The following is a 14,277-nucleotide window of genomic DNA, read 5'->3' as shown; positions in this document are numbered from 1 at the left end:
CTACTGTCTGCGCCGGGTCTTCCGCCGCATCGGCCTGAATTCTAGGAAGCGCCTTCGTATTCATGGGTGAAAGTTGGATGACGACACTTGAGCTGTTGGCAACTGTTTTTCACCGAACTTTCATCAACCGGAGCCATGCATGAAGCGCGACTGCCCCACCATCCAGGAGCTGCTGGCCTTCGACGCGGTGGCGCGCCACGAGAGCCTGACGCTCGCGGCCGGCGCCCTGTGCATCACCGTGAGCGCGGTCAGCAAGCAGATCGCGGGGCTCGAGGCCTTCCTCGGCCGCGCCCTGCTGCAGAAGAACGGGCGCGGCGTGCAGCTCACGCCGCAGGGCCGCGTCTACTGGCAGAAGATCGCCGGCGGCCTGCGCGCGATCGAGACCGCCACCTTCGAGGCGCGCTCGGGCGATGCCGGCGCCGGCCTGCTCACGCTCGCGAGCGTGCCCACCTTCCTCACCAAGTGGCTGATCCCGCGGCTGCCGGCCTTCAGCCAGAAGAGCCGACACGTCATGCTGAGCTTCAGCCGCCATCTCGAGCCCAGCGACGGCATTCCGGCCGGCGTCGACGCGGCGATCCGCTACGGGCCCGACGGCTGGCCCGGCGTGGTGTCCGAATACATCGCGGGCCGCGAGTTCGTGCTGATCGTGGCGCGCTCGCTGGTCGAGGGGCGGCACCGCATCGCGCAGCCGGCCGACATCCTCGGCCACACGCTGCTGCACCACGAGGGCGCGCCCACCGCGTGGCGCCAGTGGGCCGCGCAGCACGGCGTGCCCGAGGTGCAGACCGTGGCCGGCCCGCGCTTCGCGCAGTACTCGGCGCTGATCCAGGCCGCGCTCAACGGCCTGGGCATCGGCCTGGTGCCGAAGCTGCTGGTGCAGGAGGAGTTCGCCGAGGGCTCGCTGCTGAGTCCCTGCGGCACGCCGGTCGGCGTGAACCAGGGCCACTACCTCTGCTATCGGCCCGACCGGCTCGACCTGCCGGCCTTCGCGGCCTTTCGCGCCTGGCTGCTCGACGAGGGCCAGAAGTCGCGCGGCGTGGAGGCCGAGGCATGAAATCGCGCGAGTGGTTACGCTCGCCATCCCTCATCACGACAAGGACGATGCATCGATGAAAGTCGCAGTCATGGGCGCCGGCGCGGTCGGCTGCTATTACGGTGCCATGCTGGCGCGCGCGGGCCACGAGGTGGTGCTGATCGGCCGGCCCGCGCACGTGGAGGCCGTACGGGCCAGCGGCCTGCGCCTCGAGGCCCAGACCTTCGACGAACACGTGCCCATGGCCGCGAGCACCGAGCCCGATGCCGTGCGGGGCGCCGACCTGGTGCTGTTCTGCGTCAAGTCGACCGACACCGAGGCCGCGGCCGCGCAGATCGCGCCGCACCTCGCGCCCGGCGCGCTGGTGCTCACGCTGCAGAACGGTGTCGACAACGACGAGCGCGCGCGCTCGGTGCTGCGGGACCACGAGGTGGCCGCGGCCGTGGTCTATGTCGCGACCGGCATGGCGGGCCCGGGCCACGTCAAGCACAACGGCCGCGGCGAACTCGTGATCGCGCCCTCGGCCCGCGGCGAGGAAGTGGCGCAGGCGCTGCGCGCGGCCGGCGTGCCGACCGAGATCTCCGACAACGTGCGCGGCGCGCTGTGGGCCAAGCTGGTGCTCAACTGCGCCTACAACGCGCTGTCGGCGATCACGCAGCTGCCCTACGGCGTGCTGGTGAAGAACGAGGGCGTGCCCGGCGTGCTGCGCGACGTGGTGGCCGAATGCCTAGCGGTCGCGCGGGCCGAGGGCGTGACGATCCCGGGCGAGATCGATGCCGCGGTGGCGGGCATCGCGCGCACCATGCCCGCGCAGTTCTCCTCCACCGCGCAGGACCTCGCGCGCGGCAAGCGCAGCGAGATCGACCATCTCAACGGCTTCGTGCTGCGCCGCGGCGAGGCGCTGGGCGTGCCGGTGCCGGCCAACCGGCTGCTGTGGACGCTGGTGCGGCTGCTTGAGGACAAGCCGGCGCAGGCCTGAACCGGGCCTCAGCCCGGCATCGGCTCGCGCATCGTCACGAACTCCTCGGCCGCGGTCGGGTGGATGCCCACCGTGCTGTCGAACATCGCCTTGGTGGCGCCCGCGCGCATCGCGACCGCGAAGCCCTGCACCACCTCGCCCGCGTCGGCGCCCACCATGTGCAGGCCCACGACGCGGTCGCTCTTGGTGTCGACCACCAGCTTCATGAAGGTGCGCTCGCTGCGGCCCGACAGCGTGTGGCGCAGCGACTTGAACTCGCTCGAGAACACCGTGACCTGGCCGAACTTCGCGCGCGCGTCGAGCTCGCCGTAGCCGCAGGTGCCGATGTTCGGGTGCGTGAAAACGGCGGTGGGAATGAACTCGTAGTCGAGCCGGCGCTCGCCCTTGCCGAACAGTTCGTCGACCACCACCATCGCCTCGGCCAGCGCCACCGGCGTGAGCTGCACGCGCGTGGAGACGTCGCCCACGGCGTAGATCGAGGGCACCGAGCTGCGGTAGTGCGCATCGACCGCGATCGCGCCGCGCTCGTCGAGCGCCACGCCCGCGGCCTCGAGGCCCAGGCCCTGCGTGTTGGGCACGCGGCCGGTGGCGAACAGCACCGTGTCGGCCTCGATCTGCTGGCCGCGCGCGAGCGTGGCCACCAGGCCGTCGGCCGTGCGCGTGACCGAGGCCACCTCGCAGTTCAGGCGCACGTCGACGCCGGCCTTGCCCATCTCGCCGGCGAGGAACTGCCGCACGTCGTCGTCGAAGCCGGTCAAGAGGTGTGCGCGGCGGTGCAGCAGCGTGACCTTCGCGTCGAGCCCGTTGAAGATCGAGGCGAACTCGCAGGCGATGTAGCCGCCGCCCACCACCAGCAGGCGGCGCGGGAACGGGTCGAGGTCGAACATCGCATCGGAGGTCACGATGTGCTCGCGGCCCGGGATGTCGGGCACGAAGGGCGTGCCGCCGGTGGCCACCAGCAGGTGGCGCGCGGTGTAGCGCTTGCCGTCGACCTCCACCGTGTGCGCATCGGCGAGCTGGGCCCAGCCCGTGACCAGCGTGACGCCCGAGTTCTTGAGCAGCGATGCGTAGATGCCGTTGAGCCGCGATATCTCCTTGGCGCGCTGCGACTTCAGGTGCGACCAGTCGAACACCGGCTCGCCGGGCAGCTGCCAGCCGTAGCCCGCGGCTTCCTCGAAGGACTCGGCATAGCCGGCCGCGTAGCTGTAGAGCTTCTTGGGAATGCAGCCGACGTTGACGCAGGTGCCGCCGAGTTCGGCGGCCTCGGCCAGGCCGACGCGGGCACCGGTCTGCGCGGCCATGCGCGCGGCGCGCACGCCGCCGCTGCCGCCGCCGATGACGAAGAGATCGAAGTCGAATGTGGACATGGGGGCTCCTTGGCCGCCGACTGTAGCGGTGCCTCGATGACGGTGCAGCCGGCGGGGCTTGACCCTGAAGCTGCTTCAGGGATTCCACTGGCACCGGGCTTCGCGGAGCTACATCGCCGCCGGCGGTGGCCGCGGGCCGCAACGACCAGGGAGAAGGACATGGGCATGTTGGAACGGCTTTTCGGCGGACATCGTGGCGCGCGGCATGGCGGCGGTCATCATGGGTCGCATGGCGGATACGGACAGGGTCAAGGACAGGGGCCGGGCGGCATCGCCTGCCCCGCCTGCCGTGCCGCCAACGCGGCGGGCGCACGCTTCTGCCAGCAATGCGGCAACTCGCTGCAGCCGGTGGCCTGCCGGCAGTGTGGCAGCATGCTGGCGGCGGGTGCGCGCTTCTGCGCCCAGTGCGGGCAGGCCTCGGACACGGCGCCGCGCGGCTGAGGCGCGGGCGCCGCCCCTCGCGCCGAGGCGCGAGAATCGGTGGCCGCCATCCGCGGCAACCGTCCGTGTCCCGAGGGGAAAAAGAAGAATGGAAAGACACTGCCTCGTTCGGCCGCGCCCGGCCCGCAAGCGTCTGCCCGCGATCCTCGCGTGCTGCGCCATGGCCGCGTTGGCCGTGCCGGCCGCCGCGCAGCTCGCGCGCAAGCCCTCGTTCTACGACGCGCAGAAGCGCGAGCCCGAGGCCGCATCGATCGTGCCGGCCGGCAGCACGGCCTCGCCCGTGCGCCCCGCGGGCGGCGCCTCGTCGCTGCCCGCGCTCGCCAGCCGCGCCGACTTCGACGCGCTCGCGCGCACCTACGACGCCGGCACGCCGATGGCGCTGCCGCATGTGCTGTTCGTGATCGACCGGCGCGCGAAGCCGGCGCCGCGCGTGTACTACCTCGACACGCCGCGCTGGCAGCTGCACGTGCGCTTCGTGCGCGACACCGGCCTGGCGCCCCACGCGGGCAAGCGCGAGATCGATCGCAACTACCTCGTGCCCGACCGCCGCTTCCTGTTCGGCACGCTGAGCTGGCAGCAGAACGTCTCGGGCTTCGGCTATGAATTCTGGGAAGGCGACCGCCTCACCGCGCCGCTGCTGCGCGAGGCCGACCGCGCGGTGAAGGCCAGCTTCTTCGCGCCCGTGAAGTTCAAGACCAACTCCACGCTGCACGAGCGCGTGGCACACGAGGCCGGCGTCGACTTCGTGACGCAGGAGGCGCTGATCCGCGAGCAGCCCTACCTGCCGATGAACCTCGGCACCGCCAGCGGCCGGGTGCGCATCGTCGAGGACGAGGGCGCGGTCAATGCGCTGCTGCCCGAGGACATCGCGGTGCTGCGCCAGGTGCCGATCGCGCTGCCGCCGGTGGCGGGCGTGCTGACCGAGCGGCCGTCCACGGCGCTGTCGCACGTCAACCTGCTGGCCAAGGGCTGGGGCATTCCCAACGCCTACGTGCGCGACGCGGCCGAGGTGCTGCGCGCGCATGCGGGCCAGTGGGTGGCGCTCAAGGTCGCGGCCTCGGGCTACCAGGTGCGCCCGCTCACGCCCGAGGAGATCGCGGCGCTGCCCACGCGCGCCGCGCGCACGGCCGCCATGGGCCGCGGCAGCGCAGCGCCGGGTGGCGCTGCGGCCGTGCGGCCCGACCTGCGCGAAGCGCGGCTGCTGCCGCTGGCTTCGCTGCGCGCCCGCAACAGCGCGCAGTGCGGCGTGAAGGCGGCCAACCTCGGCGCGCTGCAGGCCGCGCGCATACCGTCGACCAGCGTGCCCGACGGCTACTGCATTCCGTTCGCGCACTACGACCGCTTCATGCGCGCCAACGGCCTGGCCGAGCGCATCGCGCGCATGCAGCAGGCGCCGGGCTTCGCGGCCGACCCGCTGGTGCGCCAGCGCGCGCTCGAGGCGCTGCGCGCCGAGATCGTGCAGTGGCCGGTCGATCCCGCCACCGCGGCCGCGTGGCGCGCGGCCTGGCAGTCGCAGCTCGGCGGCGGCGGCGTGTTCGTGCGCAGCTCGTCCAACTCCGAGGACCTGCCGGGCTTCAGCGGCGCCGGCCTCTACACCACCGTGCCCAACGTGAAGAGCGGCGACGCGCTCGAGCTCGCGGTGAAGAAGGTCTGGGCCTCGGTCTTCAATGCCGAGGCCTGGGAGGCGCGCGGCGCCGCGGGCTTCGGCGCCGAGTCGGTGCTGATGGGCGTGTTCGTGCAGACCGCGATCGATGCCACCAGCGCGGGCGTGATGATCACGCGCGATCCCTTCGACGCCGGCCATCCGCACGTCACCTACATCTCGGCCAAGCGCGGCATCGGCATCCGCGTGGTCGAGGGCCGGCGCGTGGCCGAGCAGCTCATGTACTCGAGCTGGTCGAAGGCGATCCAGGTGCTGAGCCGTTCGGCCGAGGACAGCGCGCTGCAGCTCGACAAGGACGGTGGCGTGAAGGAGGTGCCGCTGGAGGCCGGCCGCAGCGTGCTGACCGACGAACTCGTGGTGCGGCTCGCGAACGTCGGCGCGGCGGTCAAGCGCGGCTTCGGCGGCGTCGACCAGGACATCGAATGGGCCACCGTGGGCGAGCGCATCGTGCTGCTGCAGGCGCGGCCCTACGTCGAGCGCCGCCGCTGAAGCAGGGACCGGCGCCATGAACCTGCACCGCCTCGACCTGGTCTCGCTGTCGCTGTTCAACCTGGTGGTGCGCACCGGCAGCATCAGCAAGGGCGCCGAGCTCGCGCACCTCGCGGTGGGCGCGGCCAGCAAGCGCATCTCCGACCTCGAGGCGGCCGTGGGCACGCCGCTGCTCGAGCGCCATTCGCGCGGCGTCACGCTCACGGTCGCGGGCGATGCGCTGCACCGCCATGCGCAGCGCATCCTCGACGACGTCGACCAGCTCGCGGCCGACCTGTCCGACTACGCCTCGGGCGTGCTCGGCGTGGTGCGGCTGTGGGTCAACACCTCGGCCGTCACGCAGTTCCTGCCGCGCGGGCTGTCGGGCTTCGTGGCGGCCAATCCCGGCATCCGCATCGAGCTCGAGGAACGCAACAGCAGCGAGATCGTGCTCGCGGTGCTCGACGGCCGCGCCGACGCGGGCATCTTCGCGGAGGGCACGCCGAGCCTCGGACTGCACCTCGTCAACTACCGCGTCGACCGGCTGGTGATGGTGGTGCCGCGCGGCCATCCGCTGGCGCGCCGGCGCAGCGTGCGGCTCGAGGAGGCGACCGAGTACGACTTCGTGAGCCTGCCGGCCGAGACCTCGCTCGCGCAGCGGCTGCAGGCCGCGGCCGAGGCGCTGGGCCGGCGGCTGCGGCTGCGCATCCAGGTGCGCAGCTTCGATGCCGTGTGCCAGATGGTGGCGGCCGGCATGGGCGTGGCCGTGCTGCCGCACGCGGCGATCCAGCCGCACCTGCGCTCGATGGGCCTGCGCGAGATCGCGCTCGACGACGCCTGGGCCGAGCGCCGGCTGCTGATCGGCCTGCGCGACGCCGGCGTGGTGCCGCGCCACGTGCGCACCCTGATCGACCACCTCTGCCAGGGTTAACCCTCGGGCGCTTTCGCGTTCCGCGAAAGCTGCGTGCTCGCCTTTGTCGTTCTCCCGCGCGGCCGCGCTGCCCAGAATCCGGGCAACGAATGCGGCGTCGTGCTGGCGAGCCGCGCAGACAAAGGCTCCCATGGCTACCCCCACCTCCCTCCTCGACGACGACGGCGCCATCGTGCGCAAGGTCGCGTGGCGAATCATGCCGCTCATCATGGTGTGCTATCTCTTCGCCTTCTTCGACCGCATCAACATCAGCTTCGCCAAGTTCGCGCTGCAGAGCGACCTGGGCCTGAGCGACACCGCCTACGGCTTCGGTGCCGGCCTGTTCGTGGTCGGCTACGTGCTGTTCGAGGTGCCGAGCAACCTGATGCTCTACAAGGTCGGCGCGCGGCGCTGGATCGCGCGCATCATGGTCTCGTGGGGCGTAGCCACCGCGCTCATGATGTTCGTGCAGACCGAGTGGCAGTTCTATGCGCTGCGCTTCGTGATCGGCGCGATGGAAGCGGGCTTCGCGCCCGGCGTGCTGTTCTACCTCACGCTGTGGTTCCCCGCCGCGCACCGCGGCCGCATCACCTCGATGCTGTTCCTGGCCTCGGCCTTCGCGGGCCTGTTCGGCGCGCCCGCCGCGGGCCTGGTGCTCGCGCACTTCGACGGCCTGCTCGGCATGGCCGGCTGGCACTGGCTGTTCCTGGTCGGCGGGCTGCCGTGCATCGTGCTCGGCCTGCTGGTGTTCGTGCGGCTCGACGACCGCATCGAAGACGCGCGCTGGCTCACGCCCGGCGAGCGCACGCGCCTGTCGCAGCGCATCGCCGAGCAGGGCGGCGCGGCCGGCGCCCACGGCTCGCTGCTCGATGCGCTGAAGACGCCGGGCTTCCTCATGCTCGGGCTGATCTACTTCCTGATCCAGGTCGCGTCCTATGGCCTGAACTTCTGGGCTCCGCACCTGATCCGCGCCTCGGGCAGCACCGATCCCACGGCGATCGGCCTGCTGACGGCCGTGCCCTACCTGTGCGGCGCGATCGCGATGGTGGTGGTCGGGCGGCTGTCGGACCGCAGCGGCGAGCGCCGCCGCTTCGTGATCGCGCTGCTGCTGCTCGCGGCCATCGGCTTCTTCGCGGCCGGCCTGTTCGACCACCACACCGACCTGCTGGTGCTCGCGCTGGCCGTGATGGGCGCGGGCGTGATCGCCTCGATCCCGGCCTTCTGGGCGCTGCCGCCCAAGCTGGTGAGCGGGGCCGCCGCGGCCGGCGGCATCGCGCTGATCAACACGCTGGGCCAGCTCGGCGGCATCGTGAGCCCGGTGATGGTGGGCCGCATCAAGGACCTGAGCGGCAGCACCACGCCCGCGCTCTACGTCATCGGCGCGCTGGCGCTGCTGTGCGCGGCGCTGCTGGCCTTCGCGCTGCCCGAATCGCTGCGCCGGCGCGAGCCGCGTCCATCGGCCGCTTCACGTTCCCCCGCGAGCGGCGCGCTGCATGCGTCCGCCGTCGCCTTCGCCGAGAAAGCCTCCAAGCCATGAACCTTCCCCTGAGTCCCGGCGCGCTGCAAGGCCTGCGCGTCATCGAGATGGGCCAGCTGATCGCCGGCCCCTTCGCCGGCAAGACGCTCGGCGAATTCGGCGCCGACGTGATCAAGATCGAGCCGCCCGGCAGCGGCGACCCGCTGCGCAACTGGCGCCTGCTGCAGGACGGCACTTCGGTCTGGTGGCAGGTGCAGTCGCGCAACAAGCGCTCGCTGGCGCTCGACCTGCGCAGCGAGGAGGGCCAGCAGATCGCGCGCCGGCTGATCGCCGAGGCCGACGTGCTGATCGAGAACTTCCGCCCCGGCACGCTCGAGGGCTGGGGCATGGGCTACGAGGTGCTGCGCGAGCGCAACCCGGGCCTGGTGATGCTGCGCATCTCGGGCTACGGCCAGACCGGCCCCTACCGCGACCTGCCGGGCTTCGGCGCCATCGGCGAGGCCATGGGCGGGCTGCGCCACCTCACGGGCGAACCGGGCCGGGTGCCGGTGCGCTGCGGCATCTCGATCGGCGACACGCTGGCCGCGCTGCACGGCACCATCGGCGTGCTGACCGCGCTCTACCACCGCAAGGTCAACGGCGGCCAGGGCCAGGTCATCGACGTGGCGCTCAACGAGGCGGTGTTCAACGTGATGGAGAGCCTGGTGCCCGAGTACAGCGCCTTCGGCGCGGTGCGCGAGGCCGCGGGCAGCGCGCTGCCGGGCATCGCGCCCTCGAACGCCTACCGCTGCGCCGACGGCTACGTGCTGATCGCGGGCAACGGCGACAGCATCTTCCGCCGGCTCATGCAGAGCATCGGCCGCGACGACCTCGGCGCCGATCCCGCGCTCGCGAACAACGCGGGCCGCGTGGCGCGCGTGGCCGAGATCGACCAGGCGATCGAGGCCTGGACGCTGCCGCAATCGGTGGCGACGGTGCTCGAGGTCCTCGGCGCGGCGCGCGTGCCCGCGGGCAAGGTCTACACCGCGAAGGACATCGCCGAGGACCCGCACTACCGCGCGCGCGAGATGCTGCTGCGCCAGTCCACGCGCGACGGCCACGAGATCGAGGTGCCCGGCGTGGTGCCCAAGCTCATGGGCACGCCGGGCACGGTGCGCTCCTCGGCGCCGCGGCTGGGCGACGACACCGACGCGGTGCTCGGCGAGATCGGATTCACATCGGAAGACATCGCCGCCTTGCGCGGCAGGAAGGTGGTTGCATGAACGACGTGGTCTGGAACGGAAGAACATTCGACGGCGATCGCCGCGTGCGGATGTGCGAGGTGGGCCTGCGCGACGGCCTGCAGGTCGAGGCGGCCTTCGTGCCGACCGGGGACAAGATCGCGCTGTGCAACGCGCTCTCGCGCGCGGGCATGGCGAAGATCGAGGTCTCGGCCTTCGTCTCGCCGCAGGCCATTCCCGCGCTGCGCGACGCCGAGGTGGTGCTGCGCGAGATCGAGCGCGTGGACGGCGTGGCCTACACCGCGCTGGTGCCCAACGTGCGCGGCGCCGAGCGCGCGATCGATGCGCGCGTGGACGAGATGAACCTCGTGATGTCGGCCAGCGAGAGCCACAACCTCGCCAACCTGCGCATGATGCGCGAGCAGTCGTTCCGCGCGCTGGCCGAGGTGGCGGCGCTCGCGCGCCAGGCCGGCGTGGCGGTCAATGTCTCGCTGTCGTGCAGCTTCGGCTGTCCGATCGAGGGCGACGTGCCCGAGGCCGGCGTGCTCGGCTGGTGCGAGCGCTTCGTCGAGGAGCTCGGCGCCGGCGGCGTTACGCTGTGCGACACCACGGGCATGGCCTGGCCCGGCCAGGTGCACGGGCTCGCGCGCGCCTTCCTGCAGCGCTGGCCCGGCACCGAGCTCACGCTGCACTTCCACAACACGCGCGGCATGGGGCTGGCCAACGTGCTGGCCGGCATCGACGCCGGCGCGCGCCGCTTCGATGCCTCGATCGGCGGCATCGGCGGCTGCCCCTATGCGCCGGGCGCCACCGGCAATGTCTGCAGCGAGGAGATCGTGCATGCGCTCGAGCTCTCGGGCTGGGACACCGGCGTCGACCTCGCGCGCGTGATCGATGCCGCGCGCCGGCTGCCGGCGCTGATCGGCCACGACATCCCGAGCCAGATCGTCAAGGCCGGCCGCCGGCTCGACCTGCATGCGCCGCCCGCGGACTTCGAGGCCACGCGCGAACGCGCGCTGGCGCGCGAGGCCGCGCGCGCGCACTGAGACCGCTTCGCTTCCCTTCCCTTTCATCCACAAGACCAGGAGACATTCGCATGCAACCCCTTCGCTTCATCGCCGCGCTGGCCGCGGCCGCGCTGCTCGCCGGCCCGGCCCTGGCCCAGACCTATCCCTTCAAGCCGATCACGATGCTGGTGCCCACGGCCGCCGGCGGCACCACCGACATCGCCGGGCGCATGCTCGCCGACCCGCTGGGCAAGGCGCTGGGCCAGCCGGTGGTGGTCGACAACCGCGGCGGCGCCAGCGGCGTGATCGCGGCGGTGGCGGTCAAGCGCGCCGAGGCCGACGGCCACACGCTGCTGATGCAGTACTCGGGCTACCACGTGATCTCGCCCCACGTCACGAAGCAGAAGGCGCAATGGGTGCCCGAGGACTTCCGCGCCGTGGCCAACGTGCTGAGCGCGCCGCAGGTGGTGGTGGTGCGCGAGGGCCTGCCGGTCAAGAACATGGCCGAGCTGATCGCCTATGCCAAGGCCAACCCCGGCAAGCTGACCTATGCCTCCTCGGGCCCGGGCTCGCTGCAGCACGTGACCGGCGCCATGCTCGAGCAGCAGGCCGGCATCCAGCTCACGCACATCCCCTACAAGGGCACCGGCCCGGCGCTGCAGGACCTGCTGGGCGCGCAGGTCGACATGACCTTCGGCACGCCGCCGCCGTTCATGCCCTTCATCCAGTCGGGCAAGCTGCGCGCGGTGGCCGTCACCGGCAAGGCGCGCGTGGCCTCGCTGCCGAACGTGCCGACCGCGGCCGAGGTCGGGCTGCCGAACCTCGACGCGACCTCGTGGTTCGCGGTGTTCGCGCCCGCGAAGACGCCGCAGCCCGTGATCGACAAGCTCAGCGCCGAGATCGCCAAGGTGGTGGCCACGCCGGCCTTCCAGCAGAAGGCCGCCGAGCTCGGCGCCACGGCCGACTACATGAACCCGCAGAAGCTCGCCGACTACAGCAAGGCCGAGTACCTGCGCTGGGGCAAGGTGGTCGAGGCCGCGAAGATCGAGGGCGAGTGAGACCGCGCGCATGGCGGCGGCCGGTGGTCGGCCGCCGCCATGCGTTTCCCCTCCGCCGTCGTTTTCACTTGTAAAGCAGCTGCGGCAGCCACAGGCCGATCTGCGGCCACATGTAGAGCAGGAAGATCGCGAGGATCTGGATGCCCATGAAGGGCAGCATGCCGAGGAAGATCTGGTTCAGCGTGACATGCGGCGGGCTCACGCCCTTGAGGTAGAAGGCCGCCATCGCCACTGGCGGCGACAGGAAGGCGGTCTGCAGGTTCAGCGCCACCAGCAGGCCGAAGAACAGCGGATCGACGCCGAAGTTGTCGAGCAGCGGGATGAAGATCGGCATGAAGATCACGATGATCTCGGTCCACTCGAGCGGCCAGCCGAGCAGGAAGATGATCACCTGGCTCAGCAGCAGGAACTGCACCTTCGTGAGGTTCATGCTCAGCACCCATTCCTCGACCAGCGCCTGGCCGCCGAGCAGCGCGAAGGCGGCCGAGAAAATGGCCGAGCCCACGAACAGCCAGCACACCATCGCCGAGGTCTTGGCGGTGAGGAACACCGACTCCTTGAGCACCGCGAGGTTGAGCCGCCGGTAGGCCGCCGCCAGCAGCATGCCGCCGAGCGCGCCCATGGCCGCGGCCTCGGTGGGCGTGGCCAGGCCCATCACGATCGAGCCCAGCACCGAGAGGATCAGCAGCACCAGCGGGAAGAAGGAGGCCAGCAGCATCTTGAAGATCTCGAGCCGCGCGAAGCTCAGGAACAGGTAGAACAGCGCCGTGAGCGCGCCCAGCACCGAGAAGGTCGCGACCCACCAGGTGGGCGGCGGCTTGGTGGTGGCACCGGCCGGCGCGGTCTGCGCGGTCTCGGCGGCGGGCGCGGGCGCCGCCGGTGGTGCTTCGGCGCCCGGCGGTTCGGCGACGGCGCCGGCCGCGGGCTCCTCGCCCGGCGGTTCCTGCAGTCCGCCTTCGCTCGGCGGCTCCTGCAGGCCACCTTCGGCGGGAGGTTCCTGCAAGCCGCTCGAGCTGGCGCCGCTGCTGCTGCTTCGAGATGCACCGATCTCCTCGATGTCGTAGCGCGCCTCGGCCTCGACCGTGGTCACGGCCTTGTAGCTGCCCAGCGCCAGCAGCGCATAGACGACGGCGGGCAGCGCCACGATGCCGAGCTGCCTGAGCACGTGCGAGAGCGGCACCTCGGCATTGCGCTTGCCCTTGAGCAGGCCCAGCAGCGCATGCGCCGACGGGCTGGCGGCGATCCGCTGCGTCAGCGGCGGCAGCGGCACCACGCGCTCGGCGGCCGACAGCGGCGGTGCCCACTGCGGCTTGAGCTTCGCGATCAGGATCACGTAGAGCACGTAGAGGCCGGCCAGCATCAGGCCCGGGAAGAAGGCGCCCGCGTAGAGCTGCACCACCGACACGCCGGCGGTGGCGCCATAGACGATCAGCAGCACCGAGGGCGGTATCAGGATGCCGAGGCAGCCGCCCGCCGTGATCGCGCCCGCGGCCAGCGGCACGCTGTAGCCGCCGCGCAGCATCGCGGGCAGCGCCAAGAGGCCCATCAGCGTGACCACCGCGCCGACGATGCCGGTGGCGGTCGCGAAGATGGTGCAGGTCACGAGCGTGGCGACCGCGAGCGCGCCCGGCAGCCGCGCGAGCGCGAGGTGCAGGCTCTTGAACAGCGACTCGATCAGGTTGGCGCGCTCGACCAGGTAGCCCATGAAGACGAACAGCGGCACGGCGATCAGCACGTCGTTGGCCATGGTCTTGTAGGCCGACTGCACCATCAGGTCGAGCGTGCGATGCCAGTCGCGCTCGTAGGCCAGGAAGGTGAAGAGCATGCCCATGCCCATCAGCGTGAAGGCGGTGGGGAAGCCCAGCATGATCGCCACCACCACGAGCGACAGCATCAAGAGGCCCAGGTGGCCGTTGGTGATGGTCTCGGCGCTCAGCAGCATGGCGGCGCCGGCGATCACGATCAGCGCCATGAAGGTGAGGCCGAACCAGAGTTCGCGGCGGATCTTCATCGCGCGCCCTCCCGTGCCTCGTTGGCGACCACCACGCGGTCGAGCGCGGCGATGTCGGCGTCCTTCACGTGCACCATCTCCTTGAGCTTCTCGACGTCGACCTCCTCGACGTCCTGCTCGCGCGAGGGCCAGGCGCCGTCGCGGATGCACTGCACGCAGCGGATGATCTCGACGATGCCCTGCAGGAGCAGCGTGAAGCCCGCGAGCGGGATGATGAACTTGAACGGGTACAGCGGCAGCGGCTCGGCCGAGAAGGTCTGCTCGCGGATCGCGAGCGCCTCGCTCGCGTAGATCCAGCCGGCCCAGGTCAGCGCGACGATGCCGGGCAGGAAGAAGACGATGTAGAGCACCAGGTCGACCAGCGCCTGCGTGCGCGGCATGAAGAAGCCGTAGAGCACGTCGCCGCGCACGTGGCCGTTCTTCGAGAGCGTGTAGGCCCCGGCGGTCATGAACATGGCGCCGTAGAGCATGATCTGCGCGTCGAGCACCCAGGCATGCGGCCGGTTGAGCACGTAGCGCGAGAACACCTCCCAGCTGATCAGCAGCGTGAGCAGCAGGGCACACCAGGCGAAAGTCTTGCCGATCCACGTCGAGAACCGGTCGACCGCCAACAGGAAGGATTGCATCGGGACGAACTCCTCGC

At 71.3% G+C, this 14,277-nt stretch carries 12 protein-coding genes; 9 read left to right on the top strand and 3 right to left on the bottom strand.

The annotated features are described in order from the left end of the window. The first annotated feature begins 139 nt into the window (after window positions 1-139). Both ACODT0_RS25905 and ACODT0_RS25900 read left to right on the top strand, forming a co-directional pair. Complete coding sequence (locus ACODT0_RS25905; protein ID WP_057592576.1) at window positions 140-1,054, top strand: LysR substrate-binding domain-containing protein; 915 nt, start codon at window positions 140-142, stop codon at window positions 1,052-1,054. A gap of 55 nt (window positions 1,055-1,109) precedes the next feature. Beyond that, entirely contained in the window at window positions 1,110-2,012 is a 903-nt protein-coding gene (locus ACODT0_RS25900; RefSeq protein WP_489042636.1) for a ketopantoate reductase family protein, read from the top strand. An 8-nt stretch (window positions 2,013-2,020) separates the two neighbouring features. On the opposite strand, the gene gorA is transcribed toward ACODT0_RS25900, so the two are convergent. Continuing rightward, the gene (gene gorA / locus ACODT0_RS25895) at window positions 2,021-3,379 is read right to left on the bottom strand and encodes a glutathione-disulfide reductase (protein WP_489042635.1); all 1,359 of its coding nucleotides are present in this window, start codon (window positions 3,377-3,379) and stop codon (window positions 2,021-2,023) included. 36 nt (window positions 3,380-3,415) lie between these two features. Here gorA and ACODT0_RS25890 point away from each other — a divergent pair, with 36 nt between their 5' ends. The 7 genes from ACODT0_RS25890 (at window position 3,416) to ACODT0_RS25860 (ending at window position 11,623) form a co-directional block, all read left to right on the top strand. Continuing rightward, a complete protein-coding gene (locus tag ACODT0_RS25890; protein ID WP_489042634.1) occupies window positions 3,416-3,820 on the top strand; it encodes a zinc ribbon domain-containing protein in 405 nt (134 codons plus the stop codon). A gap of 160 nt (window positions 3,821-3,980) precedes the next feature. Next, complete coding sequence (locus ACODT0_RS25885) at window positions 3,981-5,972, top strand: PEP/pyruvate-binding domain-containing protein (RefSeq protein WP_489042633.1); 1,992 nt, start codon at window positions 3,981-3,983, stop codon at window positions 5,970-5,972. A 16-nt stretch (window positions 5,973-5,988) separates the two neighbouring features. After that, window positions 5,989-6,882 carry a LysR family transcriptional regulator gene (locus ACODT0_RS25880; protein ID WP_203203197.1) on the top strand — a complete coding sequence of 298 codons (894 nt, stop codon included), beginning with the start codon at window positions 5,989-5,991 and terminating at the stop codon, window positions 6,880-6,882. Between the two features lie 130 nt (window positions 6,883-7,012). Beyond that, a complete protein-coding gene (locus ACODT0_RS25875; RefSeq protein ID WP_479671019.1) occupies window positions 7,013-8,398 on the top strand; it encodes an MFS transporter in 1,386 nt (461 codons plus the stop codon). Further along, a complete protein-coding gene (locus ACODT0_RS25870; RefSeq protein ID WP_208514023.1) occupies window positions 8,395-9,600 on the top strand; it encodes a CaiB/BaiF CoA transferase family protein in 1,206 nt (401 codons plus the stop codon). Before ACODT0_RS25875 ends, ACODT0_RS25870 begins: the two co-directional genes overlap by 4 nt. Then, window positions 9,597-10,604 (top strand): hydroxymethylglutaryl-CoA lyase, encoded by a 1,008-nt coding sequence (locus ACODT0_RS25865; RefSeq protein ID WP_489042632.1) that lies wholly within the window; start codon window positions 9,597-9,599, stop codon window positions 10,602-10,604. Before ACODT0_RS25870 ends, ACODT0_RS25865 begins: the two co-directional genes overlap by 4 nt. Window positions 10,605-10,654: 50 nt before the next feature. Then, on the top strand, window positions 10,655-11,623 hold the full coding sequence (locus ACODT0_RS25860; RefSeq protein ID WP_489042631.1) for a Bug family tripartite tricarboxylate transporter substrate binding protein: 969 nt from the start codon (window positions 10,655-10,657) through the stop codon (window positions 11,621-11,623). 64 nt (window positions 11,624-11,687) lie between these two features. On the opposite strand, the gene ACODT0_RS25855 is transcribed toward ACODT0_RS25860, so the two are convergent. Both ACODT0_RS25855 and ACODT0_RS25850 read right to left on the bottom strand, forming a co-directional pair. After that, window positions 11,688-13,634: a TRAP transporter large permease gene (locus ACODT0_RS25855; RefSeq protein WP_057592568.1), complete on the bottom strand. Its 1,947-nt coding sequence runs from the start codon at window positions 13,632-13,634 to the stop codon at window positions 11,688-11,690. After that, window positions 13,631-14,260, bottom strand: coding sequence for a TRAP transporter small permease subunit (locus ACODT0_RS25850; RefSeq protein WP_057592567.1), 630 nt, complete (start codon window positions 14,258-14,260; stop codon window positions 13,631-13,633). Before ACODT0_RS25850 ends, ACODT0_RS25855 begins: the two co-directional genes overlap by 4 nt. Window positions 14,261-14,277: the final 17 nt, after the last annotated feature.

Source organism: Variovorax sp. FG153, assembly GCF_057809595.1.
The sequence above is the reverse complement of the archived record's forward strand: the minus strand, read 5'-3'. Positions and strand labels throughout refer to the sequence as shown.

Bases quoted from the DNA above. Each gene is read 5' to 3' on its own strand.
- ACODT0_RS25905 (WP_057592576.1), top strand. From the start codon at position 140: ATGAAGCGCGACTGCCCCACCATCCAGGAGCTGCTGGCCTTCGACGCG.
- ACODT0_RS25900 (WP_489042636.1), top strand. From the start codon at position 1,110: ATGAAAGTCGCAGTCATGGGCGCCGGCGCGGTCGGCTGCTATTACGGT.
- gorA (WP_489042635.1), bottom strand. From the start codon at position 3,379: ATGTCCACATTCGACTTCGATCTCTTCGTCATCGGCGGCGGCAGCGGC.
- ACODT0_RS25890 (WP_489042634.1), top strand. From the start codon at position 3,416: ATGACGGTGCAGCCGGCGGGGCTTGACCCTGAAGCTGCTTCAGGGATT.
- ACODT0_RS25885 (WP_489042633.1), top strand. From the start codon at position 3,981: ATGGCCGCGTTGGCCGTGCCGGCCGCCGCGCAGCTCGCGCGCAAGCCC.
- ACODT0_RS25880 (WP_203203197.1), top strand. From the start codon at position 5,989: ATGAACCTGCACCGCCTCGACCTGGTCTCGCTGTCGCTGTTCAACCTG.
- ACODT0_RS25875 (WP_479671019.1), top strand. From the start codon at position 7,013: ATGGCTACCCCCACCTCCCTCCTCGACGACGACGGCGCCATCGTGCGC.
- ACODT0_RS25870 (WP_208514023.1), top strand. From the start codon at position 8,395: ATGAACCTTCCCCTGAGTCCCGGCGCGCTGCAAGGCCTGCGCGTCATC.
- ACODT0_RS25865 (WP_489042632.1), top strand. From the start codon at position 9,597: ATGAACGACGTGGTCTGGAACGGAAGAACATTCGACGGCGATCGCCGC.
- ACODT0_RS25860 (WP_489042631.1), top strand. From the start codon at position 10,655: ATGCAACCCCTTCGCTTCATCGCCGCGCTGGCCGCGGCCGCGCTGCTC.
- ACODT0_RS25855 (WP_057592568.1), bottom strand. From the start codon at position 13,634: ATGAAGATCCGCCGCGAACTCTGGTTCGGCCTCACCTTCATGGCGCTG.
- ACODT0_RS25850 (WP_057592567.1), bottom strand. From the start codon at position 14,260: ATGCAATCCTTCCTGTTGGCGGTCGACCGGTTCTCGACGTGGATCGGC.